This is a genomic window from Streptomyces sp. NBC_00080 (assembly GCF_045041255.1).
Classification (GTDB): domain Bacteria; phylum Actinomycetota; class Actinomycetes; order Streptomycetales; family Streptomycetaceae; genus Streptomyces; species Streptomyces coriariae.
Genome location: NZ_CP108236.1, coordinates 523,750 through 545,364, shown reverse-complemented (window position 1 = coordinate 545,364; position 21,615 = coordinate 523,750). Strand labels below are relative to the sequence as shown.

Here is a 21,615-nt window from a genome sequence, read left to right as displayed (position 1 = left end):
AACACGGCCGGCACCCCTATCCCGCCATACCGCTCCCGACCCCATGGGAAAAACCTCGCGGGGCACCCGCCCGACCGATCGTCGCTTCCCGGCGGGCGCCCGAGGGGCCGGGCGAGACCAGCCTGGGCATGAGTTCTTCGGGCCCCAGCGCGCCGACGACGGCACGATCGAGCCCGCCCCTGACACACCCACCTCGACTCGGAGATCGTCCAGCAGATCGCGGTCGGTCCCGATGGGCAGGCCAAGGTGCTCGGCGCCTTCGGCAGGCACCTGACCGTGCCCGGCGAAGGCTGGATCGTTGTCCGCCCCAACACGGACGTTCTCAGCTCCAAGGGCGGCCACAACTGACAGGTCCTGTCCACCCGGGAGGTCAGCCAGAAGTCCGGCAAGCTCACCGCCGAGATCAACGGAGCCGACGTCAAAGCACCATCCGGCGACGGAGAGACCCTGGACTCGACCTCGCCGGTCTCCTCCGCATGCGGGAGTCGGCCCGAGCATTCCACCGAGGCCAACAGCCCCATCCGGATCGGCATCGAGCATCGCGTTTTAGCAGTTCAGAGGCTATCTAGCCACATCCCCAACATGTACTATTATTTAAATAATGCGAGGGATGCACCCCGAACTCGCCGCGGAGACAAGGAAAAGGAGCGCCACATGGCCACCGCCATCTCGACTCAGAGCGACAAGCCGGACGAATTCGAGGAGGCCGTACACCAGATCGTGCACCTCGACTCAGCCCTGCTCGTGCGCGACGAGTGCAATGCCCGCGAGCACGACAGCGAGCCGGACGACAAGCTGATCTCGTCCGTCAAGGAACTCGGCGTCGAGGAGGCCATCAGCGTCCGCCCCAACCCGGACGGCACCTACGGGGTGTTCAAGGGCTGGCGGCGCGGCCAGGCCGCACAGATCGCCAACGCCACCGCCGAACAGGACGGCCGCCCCGTCCGCACGGTCAAGTCGTTCGTCCGCACGGACCTGGTCGGCCGTGACGGCTGGACCCGTTTCCTGTCGCTGGTGGAGAACGACCACCGTCAGGAGATGGACACCCGCGACACCCTCAAGGCCCAGGAACTGTGCCTGGTCGGTATGGACGAGGTGGACCAGGCCAGGGCCGTCAGGGCGATGGGCCTCAAGCGCGGGGCGGTCAAGCACCTCCGCAAGGCTCAGACGCTGAACGACGCCACGCTCCGGCAGGCCACCGCCGGAGGCATGGACCTGGAGCAGACCGCCCAGCTCGCCGAGGTGGAGGAGATCCCGAACGCCCCTCAGCGGCTGCTCCGGGCCCTGGCAAAGGACCAGGAGGAGGGCCGGGGCGGTCGCGGGCACTGGGACCAGGAGTTCGCCCTGCTCATGGAGGAACAGGCCAGCACCAAGGCCCGCGCGGACGCCACGGCAGCCCTCCAGGAATCCGGCGTCACCCTGCTGTCCACCCTCCCCTACAGCACCCGGGAGTCCGCCCGGCCGCTGACGGACCTCACCACCAAACTGGGCAACCCGCTCACCGCCGACAACCACCACGGCTGCCACGGCCACTGCGCACAGCTGGACGAGGACAACCAGCCCGTCTGGTACTGCTCCGACCCGACCGAGAACGGCCACAAGGTCCGCAAGCAGCCCAAGAGGCCGCGCACAGCGCACGACGAGGAGCAAGCGGCGGAGAAGGCGGCCGAGCGGGCGCGGGTGGTCGCCTGCAACCGGGCATGGAAGGCGGCCGCCGGGCCCCGTCAGCAGTTCGTGGAGCGCCTGGTCCGCAGCAAGAGCCTGCCCGAGGACGCCCGGCTCTTCGCTCAGCGGGTACTGCTGGAGCTGCCCGAGTTCTACGGCACATGGGCAAGCAAACGGGACACCACCGACGTGGCGCGGTACCTGGGGGCCAAGGAGGGCGAGCACACCAAGGCATCGGAACTGGCCGCCGCCCTACCGAAGGCCCGGCTCGCGAACATCCTGTTCGCCCAGGTCGCCGCTGCCTACGAAGCCGACATCCACGACCCGAAGACCTACGACATGGCGCGCTACCGCCCCGCCTACCTCTGGGAAGCCCCCAGTCCGCGACAGGCCGCCTACCTGCTGCTCCTGGAAGCGCTCGGACAGACCGACAACGGCAGCTACGCCCTCTCCGAGGTCGAGAACCAGGCCGTCGCCCAGCACCGGCCCCAGACGCCGGACGCCGCATAACCCCTCACGCACCCCCGGCCGGGGCTGCCATGCCCCGGCTCCTCCCCCACCCGAACAAGACCGACCACCGGGAGTTCGTCATGCCGTCGTCCCACCCCACCGAACCCGAGCCGACCGCGAACCGGCGATACCAACCGCTCACTCTCGACCTGCTGCGCCAGCTCGTCCGCAAGGACTGGGCCGGCCTCCCCGGCACCACGCTGGTCGTCCTTTCCAGCGACACCGAGGGCAACCGCTACTCCCCCTTCAGCACCTACAGCCATGGCCGGTACGCCCCCATCTACGACCTGACCGGCGATGTGTACCCGCTGGAGAGCGAACTGGCCAAAGACCCGGAACTGCGTGAACTGTTCCCCGAGATCCCCGACAACACCGTCGCCGCGCTCGTTCTCTACCCGCTCGGCTGACCAACCCCCACCGTCCGGCGGGTGCCGCTCACCCGCCGGGCCCCCGACCCCGACGCCCGGCGCCGAGGCCGCGGGCGGCTCAGCGCCCGGCCACCTCCGCAAACGAGAGGACTGCAACGCGTGCTCACCCCTACCGAGGTCCACGACCACATCCGCGACCTGACAGACGTCAAGTCCCTGGTCGCCGTACAAGAGGCAGCCACCGCACGGCTGCTCGAGCTGGACACCGCGAAGCGGCCCGTCGTCACGCCCGGACGGTCTGCGGAGATCGGCCGGCTCTCGCCCAGGATGGCGACACCGTACGGCTTCTGCTTCCCCGGCGAGGAGTTCTGCGCCGAAGCCAACAGCACGGCCGTCTTCCACCCGATGACCGGCCCCGACGACGACGGTCTGCCCTGCATCGAGGTCGGCGGCGTGCTGGTATTCGCCTACCTGGACGCTGACGTACAGGCCGTGCGGGTGATGGTGGATCTCGACACCACCATGGCGCAGCTCGTGCGCGGCGACTCAACGGTCCCGCTCTACGTCGAGGTCGGCAATGCCACGGTGTTCAGCGCGGGTGCCGCGCCGGTGCCGGCGAGCGCGTGGTCACAACGGCTGCGCAGGCTGGTCCGCCAGAGGCGGTGGATGCACTGGAAGAGGGGGAATTAACGCCCACCTAGATACACTATTATCTACTTCGGGGGTGCTCGCATGCCCACACCCACCACGCAGGTGTCCGGCACCGTCGCCGGCAACATCGAAATCCGCTTCACCGAATCCGGCCTCGCCGTCTGCCGGTTCCGCCTCACCGAAGTCCCCCGCAAATGGGACCCCGCCACACGGCAGTGGCTGGACGGCACCCCGATCCCCTACGTGTGCACCGCCTGGGGCGACCTCGCCCGCAACACCACCGAGTCACTCGTCAACGGATCAGCAGTCCTCGTCCATGGCCGCATCACCGAAATCAAGACCAACGCCATCCGACTCAGCATCGACGACCTCGGACTCAGCCTGCGCGACCGCATCGCCTATACCGAAGCGGGCCTCCCCGGCCCGGCCGCCGCCGCTCCCGTCAACCCGCCTCCCACGCCGCAACCCACCGAACGGGCCACCAGCCGACCAGGCAACCCGCCCGGCTGGTGGGAGGAACGGCGATCCTCCGGCTGGTCCGAACCCGGCTCCCCAACTGCCGCCGACGCTTCGCCCCTTCGCGTCAGCCGCTGAGCGCCTCCTTTCCCCTTCACCTCGCCCACCAGGCACGGCACCGGCTCGCCTGCCGGTGCCGCGCCGTGCCCAAATGGACGCCATGCTCGAGCCCACCCTGGCCGAACGTGCCGCCCTCGCCGTGGGGGCCGCCCAATTCGCCCTGCCCCAGATCGCCGCCGACCGCCACGCGAGAACCTGCGACACTCGCGACCCGGGTGCCGGTGGACCCGAATTCGCCGAACCTCAGGTGCAGGTCAGCGCGGCACTGTAACTCGAGCCCCGCAAGGAACTCGACCTGGCCCGCAAACGCGAAACGGCTCCTGTGCGGCGACTGCGCCGCCCAACCCCAGAGGGCCCCTCCAGAGAAGCGTTTTGGGCGGGTTGCGGTGCAACGCTGCTGGCCCCGCCGCACGAGTCTCCTACCGCCTCCGATGCCCCAGATTGATCACTTCGAAGGGCATACTGGTCATGATGACTACGTCCGCCCAGCGTCTCCTCGATCTTGCCGCGGCTGCAGCAGCCAGTCACGACGAGGACTTTGTACTGCTGCTCCTCACCGAGGCAAGTGAGTTGCACGAGCAGGGTTATCACGATGCGCTGAGAACCGTGACGGGGCGTGTCGCAGGGATGTCGCCCGAGGTTCTGGTGACAGCCGTGCACGCGGCCGGCTTGCCATGTGATGCGTCGCAGGACCGCGCCGAGCTGGTTTCGCTGCTCGCTCTCACCGAGTGGGACATGACTCCCGCAGCTCTGGCCTACTCCGAGATGGCCGAGGACGCCGCCCGCCGCGGGGTATGCCTGATCCCAGAGCCCTGACGCTCATTGTCTGCTGCCCAGGAAATCCTGGGCAGCGGGCTGGACCTACGTTCAGATCTTCTGCCATTATCTGAGTTGCGAGCCGGGCAGGCCGGCATCCTTCTCGACTGGACGGACGGTCCCGCCATGACCGCGCGACGTACGCCTCGCCTGGCTGACGCTGCCGAGATCGCGACCGACCAGAACCTGACCTCCGCACAGATCACGAACCTCTACAACAAGCGCTCCGAGAACGGGTTCCCGGAGACCGCCGGCATGCGACGGCGTGCCCGCCTGTGGGACCACGACGAGGTCACCAAGTGGTTCGCCCAGCGGAAGCTCGCAAGGATCACCGACCACACACCGCCCACGCGGGACCCCGACGACCTCCTGAACGCCGCGGACGCCTCGAGGTTTCTGGGCTACAAGAACGTCAGCCAGGTCAACAACTTCCTCCGTGACCACCCCGGGTACTTCCCCGACCCGGACGCCGTCGAAGAAATGGGCACCCCTGAGCGCCCGTATCGCCGGAAGCTGTGGCGCGCGCAAACCCTTCTCGACTGGCAGGCGAACCGGCCCGGCAGCGGCCGGCATCTCGGTTCCGACCGGGGCGCGCCGGCGCTGCCTGACGTTCCTGTCGACGGTGATCCCGACGAGCTCCTCGGGGCGTCACAGGCCGCGGCACTGCTCGGCTACAAGAGCGTCGGCTCCTTCTCCAGCAGCCTTGCGCAGGGCTATCTCCCCCTGCTGAAGACACCCGACGCCGTCACGGAGCAGCGCGGGCGCCGGCGCTGGACGCGCAGGCGGATCCTCGAGCAGGCCGACGAGCGCAGGCACAGAAAGTAGGACCCGGCGGTGCGGCTCTGTCCCACCGCCCCTTGAACGCGGCTCCCGGTTTATGGGGTGTTGGTCCCTTGCGGGCCGGGTGCCGCAACGATGGCCGGCATGCGGGGTTCGCCACCTCGCCCCGCAGCAGCCACGGCTGCTGCGGACCGGCCATCGCCAACTTTCACCGGCACCTTCCCGTGGTCGGGTTCGTGGATGGCCGCCGCGCCGGCGCAGGCCCACGTCGTGTCGGATTCGTGACCGTGGTCGGGCCTTCATGGTCGCAGGCTTGGTCGGGCCGGGCGGCTTTGCTCCTCAGAGTCAGGTCGCGGAGGGCGTTCCCAGTGAGAGCTGGCCGGCCCGCACCGCTCCGTGACGACATGGCCACGGGCGTCGGCCTGGCTGCGCAGCAAGATACGCGGAGCAGGTTCGCGCGGAGGCGGCCATGCCGCGTGGGGCGCCTCGAAAGGATCTTCAATGACCGCCGGTACACCGACCGCCCGGATCTCCCCGGCAGGCACCGGGCCCGCCGAACCTCTGAAGCATCAGGCGTTGGCCGCTCTCGCTCAGCATCGCATCGCCACGACCGAACAGCTGCGCCTCATGCTGCGCCCGGGCAGCTCACGTCAGGTGGTGTTCCGTGTGCTGGCCAAGCTGCGCGCCGCGGGCTTCGTCGACTCCACTGCTCTGCCGAACGCGAGCCGTGACCGTACCCGCGCCTGGTACCTCACACCGGAAGGATCCCGCCTCACCCGGGATCTGCCCGTTCTCCGAGGACGGCCGCCCTACCCCATCACCTCAGCCACCGCAGCATCCTTGAAAACGCACCACACACTCGCCGCCGTACGTGCCCACCTGGCATTTGCCGCCGACGCCCGACGGCACGGCCACGAACACGGCCCCTGGGACTGGACCCCCGAGATATCGCACTCCATAGGCGAGGGCGAGCGGCTCGTGGCCGACGCCGTCATGCACTACACCGCCGTCGACGGCGAACACCGGCGGAAACTGCGCGCGTTCGTGGAAGTCGACCGCACCACCATGAGCAGCGAACGCCTCGCCGTGAAGCTGATCGAGTACGCCCGGCTGTTCCAGTACGAAGCCCAACCCGTCGGCCGCCGCAGACCAGCCCCCAAGGGGCCGGCCTGGCTCCGCTGGTATCCGGTCTTCCCCCGCGTCCTCTTCGTCCTCACCGGCGCCTCCCGGGCCAGGCTGGGAGACAGGACCAAAGACCTCCAGGCGATGGTCGCCCAGCACCCGCTCGTTGCAGCCGTCTCCCGCGAAGTCCAGCTGGGAGCCGCCATCCTGGAAGACATCGAGCAGCACGGTCCCAGTGGGCCAATGTGGGTACCTCTGACAGGGGGCGAGCCGCGCTCATGGACCGCCCTGTGACCTCCTCGCGCGGGGGGCACGGTCACGCCGGAGAGGGAACCGGAGTCGGGGGCGTCCGCGGTGTCGGTGAGGGCCGCGCTCCACTCGACCGGGCCGTCGGACGCGAGGACGGTGACAGTACCGTCGAGGGCGGTGCAGTCGGCGGGGTCGATGCCGGTGGAGCCGGCGTCGGAGAGGACGGCACCACCGCCCGCCTCACCGTGCAGCTCACGGAGCTCGCGCTTTTGCGCGTGACCGTCACCGGCAGCGGCCGGTGCACCGTGCCGTGGACACCCGGTGTGGGGATCCAGTCCATGCACGAGCGCGTCGAAGAGTTCGAGGGCACTCTCACCGTCGACACCACCCCCGAGGGCGCCACCGTCACTGCCGATCTCCCCCTTGTCATCCCCGTGGCCGAGACGCCCTGGAGTTGAGCGGCGTAGTCCAGGGCAGTTTCGCGGCCCGGACTCGGTCCGAGACGGGCCTCATTGCTGTGCTTGCTCAGTCGCCGGGTGATCCGGTTCGTTTATCTTCCCAAAGGGGATGTGCACGCTGGGCGTGCTGCGGGCGGTGCCGGCCAGGTGGCCTACCTGGTCGTCGAAGAAGATGTGGGGCTTGAGGACCTCCATGATCGTGCTCTTGTCTATGCCGCCGAGGAAGAAGGCGTCGTTGACGGCCACACCCCAGTCCTTCAGGCTGCGCACCGGGCGTTCGTGAGCAGGTGCGTTGCGGGCGGTGACGAGGGAGACGTGGACGCGGATCTTGTAGTCGGCGTCTTGTGCCCGTTGTTCTTCCTCACGCAGCTGGAGGCGGTTGATGCCTGCGAGGAAGTCACGCAGGGGACCCGGGTCGTGCGGGGTGGCGGCGTTCGCCGATTCATGGAAGCGGAAGTCCTCGATGCCGCCGGACTGGTAGATCTGTTCCGAGGCGTCGTCGGCGAGGACTCCGTCGAAGTCGAAGGCGATCCGCAGGTCCTGGTCATCGCCCTCGTCGGCCACCGCCGGGCCGAGCACGCGGCCGGCGGGCAGCCCGAGCGCGACGGCCTCGCGGACGTCATCCTCGTTCGCGGACAGGAACAGGGACATGTTCAGGGCGGGCATGAAGTGGTAGGGCGAGCGGCCCTGCATGAAGATGGCCCGGCTGATGGGCAGTTCGTGGGACTGGATGGACCGCATGACCCGCAACCCGGTGTCGGGATCATTGCGGGACAGGATGATGACCTCGACCAGAGGGTCATCGGGTGAGAGGTCGTTCAGGGACAGCAGCCTGCGGATGAAGGGGAAGGCCACCCCTTTGTCCAGCGTGTCGTCCAGGTGCTCTTCCTGGTAGGTGCGATAGGCCTCCTCTCCCTGATCGCGGAAGACGGCATCCGCCTCCGCCAGGTTGAACAGGGCGCTGGAGGCGATACCGACGACCAGGCGGTTCTTGAGTTCGTAGACAGCCACGTCGTACCCCCGGCATTCATTCGCCCACATGCCCCGATCATGTTAAATCACCGCGCTCCGCGAAGGGCCTGCCGCCCGGCGGCGCGGAGGTTGTGGTGATCGGCTCTGCTGGGTTCGGGCGGGTTGAGGGAAGGGGTGTCGGGAAAATCCAGTGCCGCAGGACCGGAGCGGGCGGGCCGGATTCCGGCCTTCCGCATCTCGCCGGGCCGGGCAGTTGACGCACTGGCGTTTCCTCACCCGGGGCAGGGCTTTCGCTTGGAATCGCGGCATGGAAAGGTTACGGACCTGACCAGCACAGCCTGTTCCGCCTTGTTTCCGGGAGTCCTCGTTGCCCACGCGTGTCCACCCCGCACAGCTTGGTGACCCGGCTCGGATAGGCCCTTACCGAATCATCGGGCGACTCGGCTCGGGCGGCATGGGCACGGTCCACGCAGCCGTGGATCCCGATGGGCTGAGGGTCGCCGTCAAGCTCATCCATCCCGCGCAGGCCGACGACGATGAGTTCCGCGCCCGGTTCAGGCGGGAAGTTGACGTGACCCGGCGGGTCGCCGGTCCCTGTCTGGTATCGCTGCTCGCGGCCGACACCGATGCTGCCGCCCCGTGGCTTGCCACCGAATACATCCCCGGCCCCACCCTCGGCCGGCACATCAGCGTCGACGGCCCGCTCGGCGGAGCCCGGCTGTACGCTCTCGCAGCCGGAACCGCGGCCGCACTGGCAGCCGTTCACGCGGCCGGTGTGGCCCACCGCGACGTCAAGCCGGCCAACGTCATCCTCGCCCCCTCCGGACCCCGGGTACTGGACTTCGGCATCGCCCACGCCCTGGACGGCACCTCGGTGACCCGCACCGGCGTCATGACCGGCACCACCGGCTGGATCAGCCCCGAGGCCTACCACACCGGGATCACGGGCCCCGCCGGCGACGTCTTCGCCTGGGGAGCCCTGATCGCCTACGCTGCCACCGGACGTCTGCCCTTCGGCACCGGAGCTCCCGACGCAGTCGCCTACCGCGTGATATCGGGCGAGCCCGACACCACGGGCATGCCTGACGACCTCCTGGCGCTCGTGACGTCCGCACTGGCGAAAACACCTGACGACCGTCCCTCCGCCGCGATACTCGCCGAGAAATGCACGGCGCTGCTCTCCACCCAGACAACCCAGGCTCTGCACCCGGCCACGGACATCCCCACCGCCGTGAACGACCTGGTGACAGCCCAGTGGGACATGCCCGCCCTGGACGACCCGGCTTGGCGGGTTCCCGCCGGACGACGCAAGGGCCGTGTCCGTACGATCGCCATGGTCGTCGGAGCCGCAGCCCTGAGCGGAGCGCTTGTGGGCGCTCTTCTCATCCAGACAGGCAACAGCCCCGGGGCGAAGAGTTCCACGGGCAACCCTGCATTCCTCTCCAGCCCGACCACAGACGCGACGAACAACGCACAGAGCCCGGCCCGAAGCCACAACCCCGCCAGTACGGCAACGGACGATCCGGGCGAGGCGTCTCTCACCGCGTGGAAGGAATCTCGGCCGGCCAGAACCCCTGCCGAGAACGACGCCTTCGGGGCGATGGGGACGGGGGCCTGGCTGGATCCCGTCGCCTATCCCGACTTCAATCGTGCCATCACCTTCCACCGGCGAGGAGGGGATGTGTACGTCGCGACAAGCGGCCAGGAGCTGTCCCCGGTGGCAGTGCAAGAAGTCGCCTCGACGGTGTGCCTGGGCCTGCAGGACCTCGCCAAGTCCTACCCCGACTTCCCCTACGACGACTACATCGTCGTGGACACTGCCCGTGAGGAAGGCCCGAGCATCGTATGGGAGGACGACTTCCGCACCAACACCTCCTGCGACACATCGGTCCAGAACCGGCGCACTCCCGCCGCCGGACAGGACTCGGATTGGCAGCCCACCAAGTCCGGCCTGGAGCAGGCGCACATCCCCAGCACGGACAAGGACGAGATCCGCGTCGCCGGACAGACGGTCGACAGCATCATTTCCGAGTGGCAGGGCAACTCCCGCATCATCAGCGATCCCAACTGGCTCGACAACGGCAACGTGTCCATCGGCTTCGCCCGCGACGAGGCCGTGATGTACGTATGGGCCGACAAGCCCGCGTGGGACGAGGCGACACGAGACCGGTGGGCCGCACTCGCAGCCGACACGGCCTGCCAGGCGGTCCTCACGGAATCCCAAGCCCGCAAGGAATGGCGCTACGCGCAATACGCAGTCATCGTCGTCGACGATGCGGGATCCAGCAGGTTCCTGCGCTGGGGCTCTGCCGGTAGCTGCGCAGCGTAGCCCGCCCCCGCGGTCCGCGGCAGGAGCAGCGGGCGGGCTCCCGGACGGACGGTGTCAACCGGGAAGATCAGGGTGTTCAGGTGCTCGCAGACCACGACGCTCGCGGGCTGACTGGTACTCGAAGCCGGCACATCCGGTGAGTGCCACGACTGCGACCCCGCTCGCGAGAGCAGCAACGACCATGCGAACCCTTTCGGGTCGGAAGGCAGTGGCGGCTCGGTTCATTCTGCCGGGCAGGTGCATGATCGTCTCCAGTCGCTTGGCCTGCCACCCACTGTTGCCGCCAGGGAGCTGCCGCGCCGTGAGTACGCGTACTCAGTTCTGCACGCGTGGATACCCAAACCGCCGTATTCCTGGGGGATTTGAGAGCAGGGCCTTCGCCGGGTCGTGGACGGGCCGTTGCTTGCGCCACGGGGTGAGCGCACCGGATATCGCCGTCGAGGCCGGTCTTGCGGATCGCCTCCACCAGCCACACTGACCCGGACTGCGTTGCGACCCCGTGACCCCCGTCCTCGACACGGACAGGCGGGTACGACCCGATACCCCTCTTCACCGACAAGAAGATCCTGGAGATGACCTGCCTGACGGAGGAATGGCAGCGGCACTATCCGCTCTTCCCGCGACTACTGTTCGTCCGGGACGGCACCGGCCCCGCCGGCATCGACCACCATCTCCGTGCCCTGCACACAGCTAACCTCGACCTCGCCGTCGCCCACCTCCTGCGCGAGGTGACCGTACTCGCCGCGCCGATGACCGACCTGCTCCAGCACGGGCCCGCCGCGGCTGTCTGGCGTCCCGTACGGGACCCGGAACAACGGGTTGGCTGGATGGATCCGCTGGTGCCGTAGAGACCTTCGGTGAGACCGCCACGGCGCCAGCAGGCTCTCGCCTCACGCTCTTTGGCGCTCAGGAACGGCTCGCTGCGTGGACGTACACGCTGGTGACGTCGGTGATGAAGTCGCGGCTGCGGTCAGGGTCGAGGGCCAGGGCCTGGAGGTGGTCGTGCAGCACCCTGTAGTGCTGTACGTCGGACGGTTTGTCCAGGTAGAGGTCACTGGTGAACCGTTCCAGATACACCAAAGCTGCGGAGCTGCCGGCGGAATGCAGGACGGAGAACTGCCCTGACAGGCCCGGGTGGGCGCCGGCCGTGTAGGGCAGGACCTGCACCATGATGTGCGGCTCGGCGCCGAGTGCGTTCAGGTGTTCCAGCTGTTCGCGCATGATGTCGGGGCTGCCGACGACGCGGCGCAGTGCCGTTTCGTCCAGGACGACCCACAGGTACAGCGGGCAGGCCGGGTCGTAGATCCGGTGCTGGCGGCGCAGCCGCACCTTGAGACGCGTGCGGGCCTCTTCGGCAGTGATCTGGGGGATCGATGCCCTGATGACCGCGTGGGCGTAGGCGGGTGTCTGCAGCAGTGCGGGGATCGTCATGGGTTCGTAGGGCGTGGAGGGATGCGGCGTCCGTCTCCAGGGCGATGTAGGCGCTCTGCGGGATGTCGCCGTAGGCGTGCCACCAGCCCTGCTGGCCGGATTCCCTGGCCATCTCCATCAGCGAGTCGATGACCTGCTGGTCCGTCACCCCGTAGAGCGCGCACAGGTCGCGTACGTCGCGGGGGCTGATGGCGCGGCGGCCGTTCTCCAGGTGACTGATCTTGGGCTGGGAGACCATGAGGCGCTCGGCCGCTTCGGTGCTCTTCAGCCCACTGGCTTGGCGGAGCCGGCGCAGCTCGGCTCCCAGACGGCGTCTCCTGACGGTGGGGTTGATGTTCGCCGTCACGAGCGGTGTACCTCCGGCTCCAAGTCATCCTGCTGACCCGCAGATTGCCACGGAGCATGGAGTGTGGATCATGCGCCATGCCGCCTTGTTCGCCGGACATCCAAAGCGGCCCGTGACCCTGTCATTTGTTACACCGGGAGGGAGCAAAAACGGGCACAGGCGGTGCGCAGCAGGCGATTGCGCAGCGCGTTGTGGTCTGCGCAATCGCCCCCGAGGTCTGCGCAATGCCCCCAACCACAGGCCCGACCACGGTGGGCCAGGACCCCGACCACAAGCCCGACCACCGCAGGTCAGCGCATTGCGCAGACACTGCGCAAACACCCGGCCCCAGGCACCCCGGCCACCGCGCCGTCGGCTGCGCAGGCGGTCGCTCGGCTGCGCAGGACGGAGCTGGCTGCGCACCGCCCGCCGTCTGGCGCCCTGTCCTCCGCCCGGCCGGACGGGTACGGACGGGCATGAGGTGAACTCCCTGAGCTGCTTGGGAAGTTGGCAGGCATATGCGTAGCCTTGCTGTTGCACACGTGCACCACACCCGTGTCATGACGGAGAGGGAACGTGACCAGACAATCCACCACCGGACCGTTAGCCACCGGAGCGCTTCGCACCCGCACCTGTCTCACCGCCCTGACAGCCATGCTCTGCGCGACCGCGGCCCTGGCCGGGTGCAGCAGCGGCGACGACACCACCGCGACGGAGTCCACCGCCCCCACCCTTACAGCGTCGGCCGCGCCCCTGTCGACAGCGCCGGCGGACCCGGAAGCCGAGGCGAAGGCGACCGCGTTGACGGTCTACCGGGGCTTCTGGCAGGAGATGCAGGGGCTCTACGCCGACCGCAACGGCACCACCAAGGGCCTGGCGCAGTACGCGGCGTCCGAGACGTTGTCGAAGGCTGAGAGCGATGCGCAGCGCGCCCACGCGCAGGGCCGGATCTACCTGGGGAAGGTCACCTTCTCCGATGCGGTGGTCACCAAGACCGAGCTGGACAGCACGACGCCGAGGGTGACGCTCTTCAGCTGCCTCGATGTCTCGCGGTGGCAGCCGGTCGATGCCAAGACCCGTAAGCCCGTCACGCTGCCGGCCGACCGGATCACGAAGTACCAGGTGCTCACCACGCTGGAGAAGTGGCCGCAGGGCTGGCGGGTCGTCCGCGACGAGCCGCAGGGCAAGAAGTGCTGACCCGGGCCAGGACGGCGAGCGCCGTCGGCGTGGCCCTGGCGGCCGTCCTCAGCGTGGCACCCACCGCCCTCGCGGACGGGCCCGGCGGCGGTGTGGGCTGCGGTGACTACATCTGCGAGGTGGAGGCCGACGACCCCGGCCAGGCCGGCAGCAGCACCGGGGGCCAGGCGGGCAGTGAGCCGCAGGGCGGCAGCGGGAGCGGCAACGGCAGCAACCCGTGGACGTGTGTGTACAAGCTGCTTGCACCGCAGCCCCCGGCGGCTTCCCTGGACTGGGAAGGCCACACGCCCGGCGACGGCGCCGTCTACGAGCAGACCTGCCACTACCTCGATAGCCTCAACACCGTCGTGCGGTACCAGTGGCTCGCCGACCCGCCGCCCGCGACGGCCGCCGTCGACCCGGCCGTCCTCGCCCAGCGGGCCGTCGACTCCATGAAGCTCGCCGGACCCGACATCGCCAACCCGAGAGCAGCGGGGCGCTATCTGGTCGGGATGCCGATGTGGATGTGGGTCAACCAGAGCCCCACGACGTACGGGCCCAACACGGCGAGCGCGTCGGCAGGCGGCGTCACGGTCACAGCGACCGCGAAGGTCTCCAAGATCGTGTGGGCGATGGGCGACGGCGCCGTCGTGACGTGTGCCGGGCCGGGCACGCCGTACACCGCGGCGGCAGGGAAGTCGGATTCTCCTACGTGCGGGCACACCTACACCCGGACCTCCGCCGACCAGGCCGGAGGCCGATACCAGGTCACGGCGACGTCGACCTGGACCATCGACTGGCAGGTCACCACGGGCGGCGGTAGGCAGGCTGGCCAGCTCACCGAAACCCGACAGACCCAGACCCAGGTCCCTCTCGCGGAACTCCAAGTCCTCAACTGACGCGAGAGGCCGGAGCTGCGCCTGATGGGACTGTCCTCGAGCGCGAGCACGCGGTCCAGGCGGTGCCAGTTGCAGCAGTCGTGTCAGGTGTCGTGGTATGGCGCGGGAGCGTGGACGCCCGTTTGTCAAGTTCGTTCGCTGCATGGGCTGTTACGGCATACCGTCGCAGACGGGACACGGACCGGCCGGAAGGGGCAGGGGCGGTGAGCGGAGCGCGCGGTGGTGGCAGGCCGTCCGATGCGGTGCGTCGGGAGGTGTGGGTCCGCAGTGCGGGCAGGTGCGCGCTGTGCAACGCCTACCTGTTGGAAGGCTCTATGTCGGGGCGAGTGCTGCATCTGGGCGAGCTGGCTCATATCGTCGGTGGTGGCAGCAGCGCCCGTTCTCCTCGCAGTTTGTATCCTCTGGATCCGGCACGGCGGGACGACGCGGACAATTTGATGCTCTTGTGCGCCGACCAGCATCGCGAGATCGACGCGGCGGGCGCAGTGGACCTGTTCACGGTGGAGAAGCTGCGCCGGATCAAACAGGAGCACGAGGACAGGGTCCGGCATGTGACGGGCCTGGGCCCGGACCGCGCCACCACGGTGGTGCGGATGGTGGGTCCGGTCCACGGCAACGAGGTGGAACTGTCCCAGCAGACAGCTGCGGCCGCTGTCATCGCAGAGGACCGGTACCCGCTGTTCCTGGAGTCCTACACGCGTCACGGGCTGGAGATCGACCTGCGCGGTATGCCCGGGGAGTCAGCGGTTCTTCCGTGCACGGCCGATCGGGCTGCGAGTGCCAGCCGAGCGTATTACCGCACGGCGGCCGAGGTGATCGATGGTGTGATCGAGCAGCGGCTGCGGCCCGGCATCACGCGCGATGCTGTGAGGCATGTGAGCGTGTTCGGCTTCGCGCGTCTTCCGCTGCTGGTGCATCTGGGGTCCCGGCTGGACGACACTGTGCCCACCGATATCTACCAGCGCCACCGCGAGAACGAGTCGTGGGTGTGGCGCGACCGAGACCACACGCGCGCAGGGTTCACCACGCTGCTCGATCGGGACGTCCCGGCCGGGAACGAGGCGGTGCTGATCGTGAACGTGTCGGGAGCGATCGGGATGCAGGAGGTACCGGATGCTCTGGCGGAACTGCGTCGCTGGGAGATCCGTCCGGTCGGGGTGCCGACGGGTCCGGGCATCATGCGCGACAGCGGACGTCTGGAGCGTTTCACTGCGGAGCTGCGGGGCTTCTTCGCCGGGCTAGAAGCGGACGCAAAGACGGTGGAACGCCTGCATGTGCTGCCGGCGGTACCGATGTCCGCGGCCATCGCACTCGGCCGTGTCCATCATCCGCAGGTCCATCCGCAGTTGGTGGTGTACGAGCGTCTGGCGGGCCGTTACGTGGCGACGCTCGAGGTGGGCGGGGTAGGCAGAGCGGGTGCGGGGACCACGGCGGAGGGGGCGTCGGGGTGGGGTGCGTAGGGGATGAAGTGGTGGGCCGGCTGAGTGCCGGTGTGGGGCTGGGCGCACAGATGGGTACCGGAGACAGGGTGGTGTAGTTGCATGCCGAGCAGAGTGACGAGGGTGGCGGTGGTGCCTGCCAGGTCGGCGGCGGATCCGTGGAAGGTGGGCACGGAGCAGCCACGGGTGGGCTGGATCTCATCGCCCGGTTCCGGTTCGGTCCACAGCGGGTGGTAGGGCTCCAGGATAGGGACGGCCAGGACGTGCGTGCCGGCGGTGTGGTCGATGAACGAGGGGCCGTGGCCGGTGCCGGGGGCTGAGACGGTGAGGACGCCGTGGCTGGCCGTGGCCGTGTCGGTGGTCATCTGGGCGAGTACTGCCGTGCGGCCGGGAAGGCGTGCCTGGAGGTCGAGGAAGCGTCCGGCGGTGATGCTGACAGTGGCGTCGATGATGACGTCGGCCTGCCGGGCCGCATCCAGCAGTTCGGGGGACGGCGGCGGGCAGATGTCGACGGTGAGGTCGTCGCGCAGGCTGCGCAGGCGTCTGGCGAGGGCTGTGGCCTTGTTCTCTCCGATGTCGGCTTCGGTGTAGTTCTGCCGCACCAGGAGTCCGCCAGTGATGGGAGTGCCGGGGTCGCTGAGGGTGATGCGGGCGGCTCCGGAGCGGGCGATCAGTTCGGCGGCCCAGGAGCCGATGCCGCCGCAGCCCCAGATGTGGACGTGGGTGTCGCGGAAGGCGTTGACGGGCCGTTGGGTGTCACGGCGGGTGGTCACGGCTTGCCTTTCGTCGGAGAGGTAGCACCATTCGACGGCGCTGTCGCGTATGCCGTCGGGCAGCACGGACGGGTCCGGGGCTCGGGGGGGTGTGCGGCGCAGGGCGTCGCTGGCGGGTGCGGGCAGGCGGCCGGCCAAGAGGAAGCGGGGTTCCGCCGGCGGGCGGGGGTGGGGTATGGCGAGCACGAAGTACTGGCAGGTTCCCGGGGGGTTGCGGCGGGCAGCGTGGTGCAGGGCGGTCATGAAGGCGGCCGCGGCGGCTCCGTGCTGGTGGCGACGGGGGCGTGGAAGGCCGGGCGGGTGGTTGTCGATGCGGTCGAGCACATCGGCGAGGGTGTGGCCGGCCGCATACGGCAGGTGGTGGCCGATGGGCATCACGGGCAGGCGCAGGCTGTGCTCGCCAGCACGGCGGGCGGTCAGGTCGAGACGGCGGTCGTGGCGGGGAGTGAGCCAGCCGGTGTGCACGGTGCGCTGCTCGGCCGGTTCACGGGCGACGACGGTGGGGGTGTCGTCAGTGCGGTGCAGGACTCCCCCGACGGCGTGATAGAGGGCCGTGGTGGTGTCGAACCGGTTGGCGGCGGCATCGGTGAGCCACTGCCACAGCCGGTTGAGGACGGCCGGGATGCCCCCTTCCGGGTTCCACTCGCGGTCGGCGTCGAGGTAGATGCACAGACGTCGTCCCTCCAGCACGTGCGGGGTGCCGGCGAAGCGGGTATGCGCTGTCAGCACGTATGGGGGGATCCGCTCGACAGGCGGGAGACCGAGCACGAACTCCTCGGTCTCCCCCAGTACGAGGCCGCCTTCGGCGCGCGGGATGCCTGTAGTGCGCAGACTGACGGTGACCATGAGCAGGTCGCGGGACAGGACCGGGGGGCCGGCCAGGACCCGGAGGTCTTCGGGGTGCTGGGCGGCAAGGGCTTTGAGACCGGACAGCAGGGTCCGCTGCCACGGGCTCGCGGTGGGCGCAGGCGGTTTGCGCTTGGTCATCCGGCACGTCCGGTGCGAGTGGGAGTGATCAGGGGCGGCACCGGGAACTTGGGCCCAGCCAACGGCGCCAGCACCGTAGACGAGGATGACGGGCCGGGCGGCTCGGGGAAGCGGCTGCCGAAAAGCTCCCGCCACCGGCGCACGCTGGTGTAGAGGTCCGTCTCGTCGTAGGCGGCGCGGATCTGGCGTGCGTGGGTGTGGATGCGATCGCGGAAGTAGGCGTAGGTGCGCTGGTCCCAGCGGTGGTCGAAGGTGAGTCCCGACTGGGACGGGTCGAGGACGGAAGGCTTGCAGGGGCGGGCCTGCAGCCACTCGTCGAGGTCTTCGACAATGGTGAGCAGGGCGGTGGGCACGTTGGCGTAGCAGCCCGGCTCGAGCAGTGCGGTGGTCTGGGTGACGCGTTCGCCAAGCAGGGTGGTGAGGATGATGGAACGGGTTCCAGTGAAGGAGTTGCGGTGGTCGCGCAGGTACTTCATTAGGCGGATGACCTTGCGGAGATTGCCGCTCGCGATGTCGTCCTTCTCCCGCATCCACGCGGTGAACCCAGCGGGGTTGGTCGCTTCGAACCGGTTCTCATCGCGGTTGACGATGACTTCACGGCCGTCGGACAGGTGCAGGTAGGGAACGATGTCGACGTGCATGGAGTTGGCGTAAGTCAACTGCACACAGCGGCACTTACGCGTGTGCGGCATGTCCTTGTAGACGCTGTGCCGGTGGAGCGCGGCGTAGATCTTGTCGATGTAGGTTGCCGGGTTGTCCACCCACTCCAGGACTTCCTGGAGGTGGAGCATGAAGTCGGCGTCGAACTCCTTGTCTCCTTGCGGGTTGATGATGGTGTGCTGCGCCCAGGAGCCTTGGGGCTTCTTGCCGAGGACGAGCGGTCCGAGTTCGGGGTCGCTTTTGAGTGCCTGGTAGATGGCCTCCACGCGGGCGTCGAGGAGATCGAGCTTGGCCTGGCTGAGGTTGACGACGTCCCGCAGGAATGTGGTGAAGCAGGTGACGTGCTGCATGGGGGGATCCTCCAGAGACAGTGGGGGATTGCGGACCGACGCGGAGGTCCGATCGGCGGGTTGGAGTGCCAGAAACGGATTGGCGGACCCGTGAGTTACCTGGCGGGCACCATGAAATGCACATGCCGATATGTGTCGGTGCAGTGGCCGTGTCGGGGAACGCTCAGAGACCGTCGTTCGACGGTTTGCGGGGCTGAGGGCCGACGGCAGTGTCCGGCTGCGCCAACGGCCCGTTCGTATTGCAGTCAGTCAGACTGACTACTCAAGGCAGCTTGTCGAGGACGCCGTGCGACCGGCAGGAGCTAAGAGCGGTGCCGTCCGGCCGGTGAGGCGGTCCGTCGTCACGGACCGTCAGTCACGGGCGTGGTACAGCCCTGTCAGGTGAACGCCTGCAGGCACATGCCGAGCAGGATGCACTTCGTTTTCAGAGAACACGATCGCTCTCTGGCGTAACAATCACAGCACACAGAGCAACCAGAGCGCAAGGCACATATTGATGGACAGTCTTGCTGACATCATTTCAACGAGCGTCCGCCCGGGATCGGTTCGCCGGACGGCGGACGCCCGGGACCGCAGCGAGCACCGGGCTCTATTGCCCGGGACCGGAGATGATGCCCAGGTTCATCAGGCGGTAGGTCATCGCGATCTCGCTGAGCTCGAGCAATCCCGCCAACTGGGCCACCAGTTCGTCGACGGTGCGGAAGGAGATGCGCTGCACCGCTTCGCGGACCAGCACCTCGGGAGCGAGCAGCGCCGCGGCGAAGCGGTTGGCTTCGATCTCCTCACGGTCGGTCGCCATGCTCGACACCGTGTTGCGGTAGTTCACCCGCGTGTCCGTGTCCAGGATCAGGGGCCGGCCGCGGTGCATTCGCAGGTGCCCGAGTTCGTGAGCCACCGTGAAACGCCGCCTCGACCGGGGATGGGTGCGGTTCACGCCGATCACGCAACGGCTGTCCCTGCGCAGCAGCATGCCCGAGACGTCGGCGTCCAGGTCCTGCGGCACGACCTGGACGCCGAGGCCGCGCGCCAGCATGAAAGGGTCGACCGGAGCGACGGTGACCTGGAATTCCTGCAGCAGGGTCCGCGCGGCGGTGTCAGCCCTGGCCATGGGCGTCCTTGAGTTTCTCGGCCTCCGACCACACGGAGGCGACATCGGCGGCATGTCGGGCGGGAAGGCCGACGACCTCCTCCGGCAGAAGCTGCGGAAGCAGATCGGCTGGCTGCACGTCCAGGACAGCCGCGATGCGAACCAGGCGGTATAGCGGAGGCGTCTGCGTCCCGCCCTCGATGTTCGTGATCGACCCGCGCGACAGCCCGGCCCGCCGCCCGAGCAGTTCCTGCGTCAGCCCGACCCGGGTTCTGGTCTCACGGATCAGCCGCCCCACAGCCGCATTGAACGCCTTTTCCTCCACACTGCCCCCAAGCGCTGCCAGCCTCACTGACAACCTACTTCCCCAGCTACAGAACGACCAGGCCCCCTCGCGAACAGGTGATCGAGAGCAGTTTCCTCGTCCCACGCCATCGATTTCCCCGACCAGTGGGCGGCGCTCTTCGGGAGCTAGCCCGGCGTGGTCACCACCTCCGTTTTCACCTGGTCGACGCTGATGGTGGGCGGCCGACCCGGCCTCGGCTCGTCCGTCAGTCCGTCCTACCTCTCGGCGAGGAAGCGCCGCGCCGTCTTGCAAGGTCGCCGATTCGAACCAGGCACCGTCTTGGAAGGTCGCTGAACCGAACCGAGCGCAGTCCTGGAAGGTCGCCGATCTGAAGTCGGCTTCGTTCTGCGGGCTCGCGGATCTCCAGCCGATCGATGCCCGAGTCCTCCGCGAAGGCGGCGATCGCCGCGAGGTACGCGGCTTCGACCGGCCCATGGTCACTGACCGCCTCCTCCGCACCGGTGTAGTGGCCGTGTTCGTCACGGTCGGCGGGGTCGTACTTGGTGATTCGGTGGGTGAAGGACGGCGGCACGCTGCTCCCTGCGCGGTCAGAAGGGGTGTCTGCGTTAGCAATGGCCTTTGCAGCGCTGGGTATCAGCTGCTGAGGTCGAACACGCCCCAGGTGGTGAACGGCTCGGCCTGGACGTAGATCCTGCTTCCTCGGCCTACAACCCGCCGACGGCCGGGGGCAGAGCCATCGGGCAGGGTGAGCAGGCCGACGTCCGTTGACGCGACGGATGTTTCGATGATCTCTCCTTGGGCGAGTCGGTCCCGCTCCTCGCCGTAGCCGCCGTAGAAGGCGACCCGCTCACCGTGTACGGCCACCGCATGGGAGCCCCGTACGTGGTTCGCCCACACCCTCACGGGCCGATTGGTGCGGTCGGGGCGTATCTCGACGAGCGGGAAGTCCGTGTATGGGCATGCCCAGGCTGGTGGTGCCCGACACGTTCAGGGCGTAGCAGTCGAAGAGACCGGGGATACAGGCGTCGTCTGACGTCCAAGCGAGTCGGCCCGTGGCGCTCCAGCAACGGATTCCCACCGGGTTCTCGTCGAAGTGCCCCACCCAGATACGGCCCGCCTCGTCCACGAGCAGGTGCTCGATGGCGTCCCCGACGGAGAAGGACGAGGTCTCGCGGCCGAGCGCGTCGAAGACCTGGCCCTGGTTCGCGTCCTCGTATCGGCGGACGCGAGACGCGGCGACGACAAACCCGCCGTCGGGCAGGCGGTCCAGGTGCGGCCAGCGGGCCCGCACGGCGCTCAGTTCGGTGAGTTCGACGTTGCCGCCCGGATCGACGGAAACGACCAGCGCGTCAAAGGGCAGAACATCGCCGCCGAGCTGCGGAGCGCGTTCGGCAAGCAGCCAGTGGGCGGCGCCGAAAATGTCGACGGTACTGGTCAGGACGTGGCGGTCGTGGTGCGCTTGGGGCAGGTGGGCGTAGGGAACGAGGACGGTCTTCTGCACGGGGGGCTCTCCTGAGCGGGCGGTCGGCCACGGCCATCGGGCACTGCGGTGTTGGCGGTTGGCGGCGCGCGAGCGATGGAGAGCGGAGCGGGGCGCCTAGAGGGCATGGCCCTTTCTGGTCGTCATTAGATGATCCTGGTCGACATCCGACCTAGGGACAAGCCATGGTCCGAACGGACTATGC

Annotated in this window: 22 protein-coding genes and 2 pseudogenes; 14 read left to right on the top strand and 10 right to left on the bottom strand. The window is 68.5% G+C overall.

Going from position 1 to position 21,615, the window contains the following annotated elements; all coding sequences use genetic code 11:
* The first annotated feature begins 654 nt into the window (after positions 1–654).
* From OHU34_RS46195 to OHU34_RS46155, 9 genes are all read left to right on the top strand, one after another.
* Positions 655–2,175, top strand: a complete 1,521-nt coding sequence (locus tag OHU34_RS46195) for a ParB N-terminal domain-containing protein (protein WP_331733936.1) — start codon at positions 655–657, stop codon at positions 2,173–2,175.
* 29 nt (positions 2,176–2,204) lie between these two features.
* Entirely contained in the window at positions 2,205–2,582 is a 378-nt protein-coding gene (locus OHU34_RS46190; RefSeq protein WP_331733935.1) for a hypothetical protein, read from the top strand.
* Between the two features lie 120 nt (positions 2,583–2,702).
* Complete coding sequence (locus OHU34_RS46185; RefSeq protein WP_331733933.1) at positions 2,703–3,233, top strand: hypothetical protein; 531 nt, start codon at positions 2,703–2,705, stop codon at positions 3,231–3,233.
* A 42-nt stretch (positions 3,234–3,275) separates the two neighbouring features.
* On the top strand, positions 3,276–3,788 hold the full coding sequence (locus tag OHU34_RS46180; protein WP_331733930.1) for a single-stranded DNA-binding protein: 513 nt from the start codon (positions 3,276–3,278) through the stop codon (positions 3,786–3,788).
* A gap of 73 nt (positions 3,789–3,861) precedes the next feature.
* Positions 3,862–4,041: a hypothetical protein gene (locus tag OHU34_RS46175; RefSeq protein WP_405772809.1), complete on the top strand. Its 180-nt coding sequence runs from the start codon at positions 3,862–3,864 to the stop codon at positions 4,039–4,041.
* A 170-nt stretch (positions 4,042–4,211) separates the two neighbouring features.
* Positions 4,212–4,586, top strand: a complete 375-nt coding sequence (locus OHU34_RS46170) for a hypothetical protein (protein ID WP_405772807.1) — start codon at positions 4,212–4,214, stop codon at positions 4,584–4,586.
* Between the two features lie 126 nt (positions 4,587–4,712).
* Complete coding sequence (locus tag OHU34_RS46165; protein ID WP_331734030.1) at positions 4,713–5,411, top strand: hypothetical protein; 699 nt, start codon at positions 4,713–4,715, stop codon at positions 5,409–5,411.
* 456 nt (positions 5,412–5,867) lie between these two features.
* Positions 5,868–6,782, top strand: a complete 915-nt coding sequence (locus tag OHU34_RS46160) for a replication-relaxation family protein (protein WP_331733924.1) — start codon at positions 5,868–5,870, stop codon at positions 6,780–6,782.
* Positions 6,779–7,195: a hypothetical protein gene (locus tag OHU34_RS46155; RefSeq protein WP_331733922.1), complete on the top strand. Its 417-nt coding sequence runs from the start codon at positions 6,779–6,781 to the stop codon at positions 7,193–7,195. The genes OHU34_RS46160 and OHU34_RS46155 overlap by 4 nt, the downstream gene beginning before the upstream one ends.
* Before the next feature lie 51 nt (positions 7,196–7,246).
* On the opposite strand, the gene OHU34_RS46150 is transcribed toward OHU34_RS46155, so the two are convergent.
* A complete protein-coding gene (locus OHU34_RS46150; protein ID WP_331733920.1) occupies positions 7,247–8,236 on the bottom strand; it encodes a 5'-nucleotidase in 990 nt (329 codons plus the stop codon).
* A gap of 298 nt (positions 8,237–8,534) precedes the next feature.
* On the opposite strand from OHU34_RS46150, the gene OHU34_RS46145 reads away from it, so the two are divergent.
* Positions 8,535–10,496 (top strand): serine/threonine-protein kinase, encoded by a 1,962-nt coding sequence (locus tag OHU34_RS46145; RefSeq protein ID WP_331733918.1) that lies wholly within the window; start codon positions 8,535–8,537, stop codon positions 10,494–10,496.
* 366 nt (positions 10,497–10,862) lie between these two features.
* Here the strand turns inward: OHU34_RS46145 and OHU34_RS46140 are convergent.
* Positions 10,863–11,049: pseudogene (locus OHU34_RS46140) on the bottom strand (IS1380 family transposase); the annotation flags it as partial.
* Between the two features lie 19 nt (positions 11,050–11,068).
* Between OHU34_RS46140 and OHU34_RS46135 the strand changes: the two are divergent.
* Positions 11,069–11,344: a hypothetical protein gene (locus OHU34_RS46135; protein WP_331733916.1), complete on the top strand. Its 276-nt coding sequence runs from the start codon at positions 11,069–11,071 to the stop codon at positions 11,342–11,344.
* Positions 11,345–11,402: 58 nt separating this feature from the next.
* On the opposite strand, the pseudogene OHU34_RS46130 reads toward OHU34_RS46135, so the two are convergent.
* Positions 11,403–12,273 (bottom strand): annotated as a pseudogene (locus OHU34_RS46130) (helix-turn-helix domain-containing protein).
* 555 nt (positions 12,274–12,828) lie between these two features.
* On the opposite strand from OHU34_RS46130, the gene OHU34_RS46125 reads away from it, so the two are divergent.
* The 3 genes from OHU34_RS46125 to OHU34_RS46115 all read left to right on the top strand — a co-directional run bounded on the left by OHU34_RS46125 (position 12,829) and on the right by OHU34_RS46115 (position 15,787).
* Positions 12,829–13,449, top strand: coding sequence for a hypothetical protein (locus OHU34_RS46125; RefSeq protein ID WP_331733913.1), 621 nt, complete (start codon positions 12,829–12,831; stop codon positions 13,447–13,449).
* Positions 13,443–14,327 carry an ATP/GTP-binding protein gene (locus OHU34_RS46120; RefSeq protein ID WP_331733912.1) on the top strand — a complete coding sequence of 295 codons (885 nt, stop codon included), beginning with the start codon at positions 13,443–13,445 and terminating at the stop codon, positions 14,325–14,327. Before OHU34_RS46125 ends, OHU34_RS46120 begins: the two co-directional genes overlap by 7 nt.
* Before the next feature lie 203 nt (positions 14,328–14,530).
* A complete protein-coding gene (locus tag OHU34_RS46115; RefSeq protein ID WP_405772804.1) occupies positions 14,531–15,787 on the top strand; it encodes an SAVED domain-containing protein in 1,257 nt (418 codons plus the stop codon).
* Here the strand turns inward: OHU34_RS46115 and OHU34_RS46110 are convergent.
* The 7 genes from OHU34_RS46110 to OHU34_RS46080 form a co-directional block, all read right to left on the bottom strand.
* Entirely contained in the window at positions 15,703–17,526 is a 1,824-nt protein-coding gene (locus tag OHU34_RS46110; protein ID WP_331733907.1) for a ThiF family adenylyltransferase, read from the bottom strand. The genes OHU34_RS46115 and OHU34_RS46110 overlap by 85 nt on opposite strands.
* Positions 17,523–18,536, bottom strand: coding sequence for an SMODS domain-containing nucleotidyltransferase (locus OHU34_RS46105; protein WP_331733905.1), 1,014 nt, complete (start codon positions 18,534–18,536; stop codon positions 17,523–17,525). The genes OHU34_RS46110 and OHU34_RS46105 overlap by 4 nt, the downstream gene beginning before the upstream one ends.
* A 589-nt stretch (positions 18,537–19,125) precedes the next feature.
* Entirely contained in the window at positions 19,126–19,644 is a 519-nt protein-coding gene (locus OHU34_RS46100; protein ID WP_331733904.1) for an ImmA/IrrE family metallo-endopeptidase, read from the bottom strand.
* A complete protein-coding gene (locus tag OHU34_RS46095; protein ID WP_331733901.1) occupies positions 19,631–19,975 on the bottom strand; it encodes a helix-turn-helix transcriptional regulator in 345 nt (114 codons plus the stop codon). The genes OHU34_RS46100 and OHU34_RS46095 overlap by 14 nt, the downstream gene beginning before the upstream one ends.
* A gap of 199 nt (positions 19,976–20,174) precedes the next feature.
* The gene (locus tag OHU34_RS46090) at positions 20,175–20,501 is read right to left on the bottom strand and encodes a hypothetical protein (RefSeq protein WP_405772801.1); all 327 of its coding nucleotides are present in this window, start codon (positions 20,499–20,501) and stop codon (positions 20,175–20,177) included.
* A gap of 62 nt (positions 20,502–20,563) precedes the next feature.
* Complete coding sequence (locus OHU34_RS46085; protein WP_331733899.1) at positions 20,564–20,794, bottom strand: hypothetical protein; 231 nt, start codon at positions 20,792–20,794, stop codon at positions 20,564–20,566.
* A complete protein-coding gene (locus tag OHU34_RS46080; protein WP_331733895.1) occupies positions 20,778–21,431 on the bottom strand; it encodes a hypothetical protein in 654 nt (217 codons plus the stop codon). Before OHU34_RS46080 ends, OHU34_RS46085 begins: the two co-directional genes overlap by 17 nt.
* Positions 21,432–21,615 lie beyond the last annotated feature (184 nt).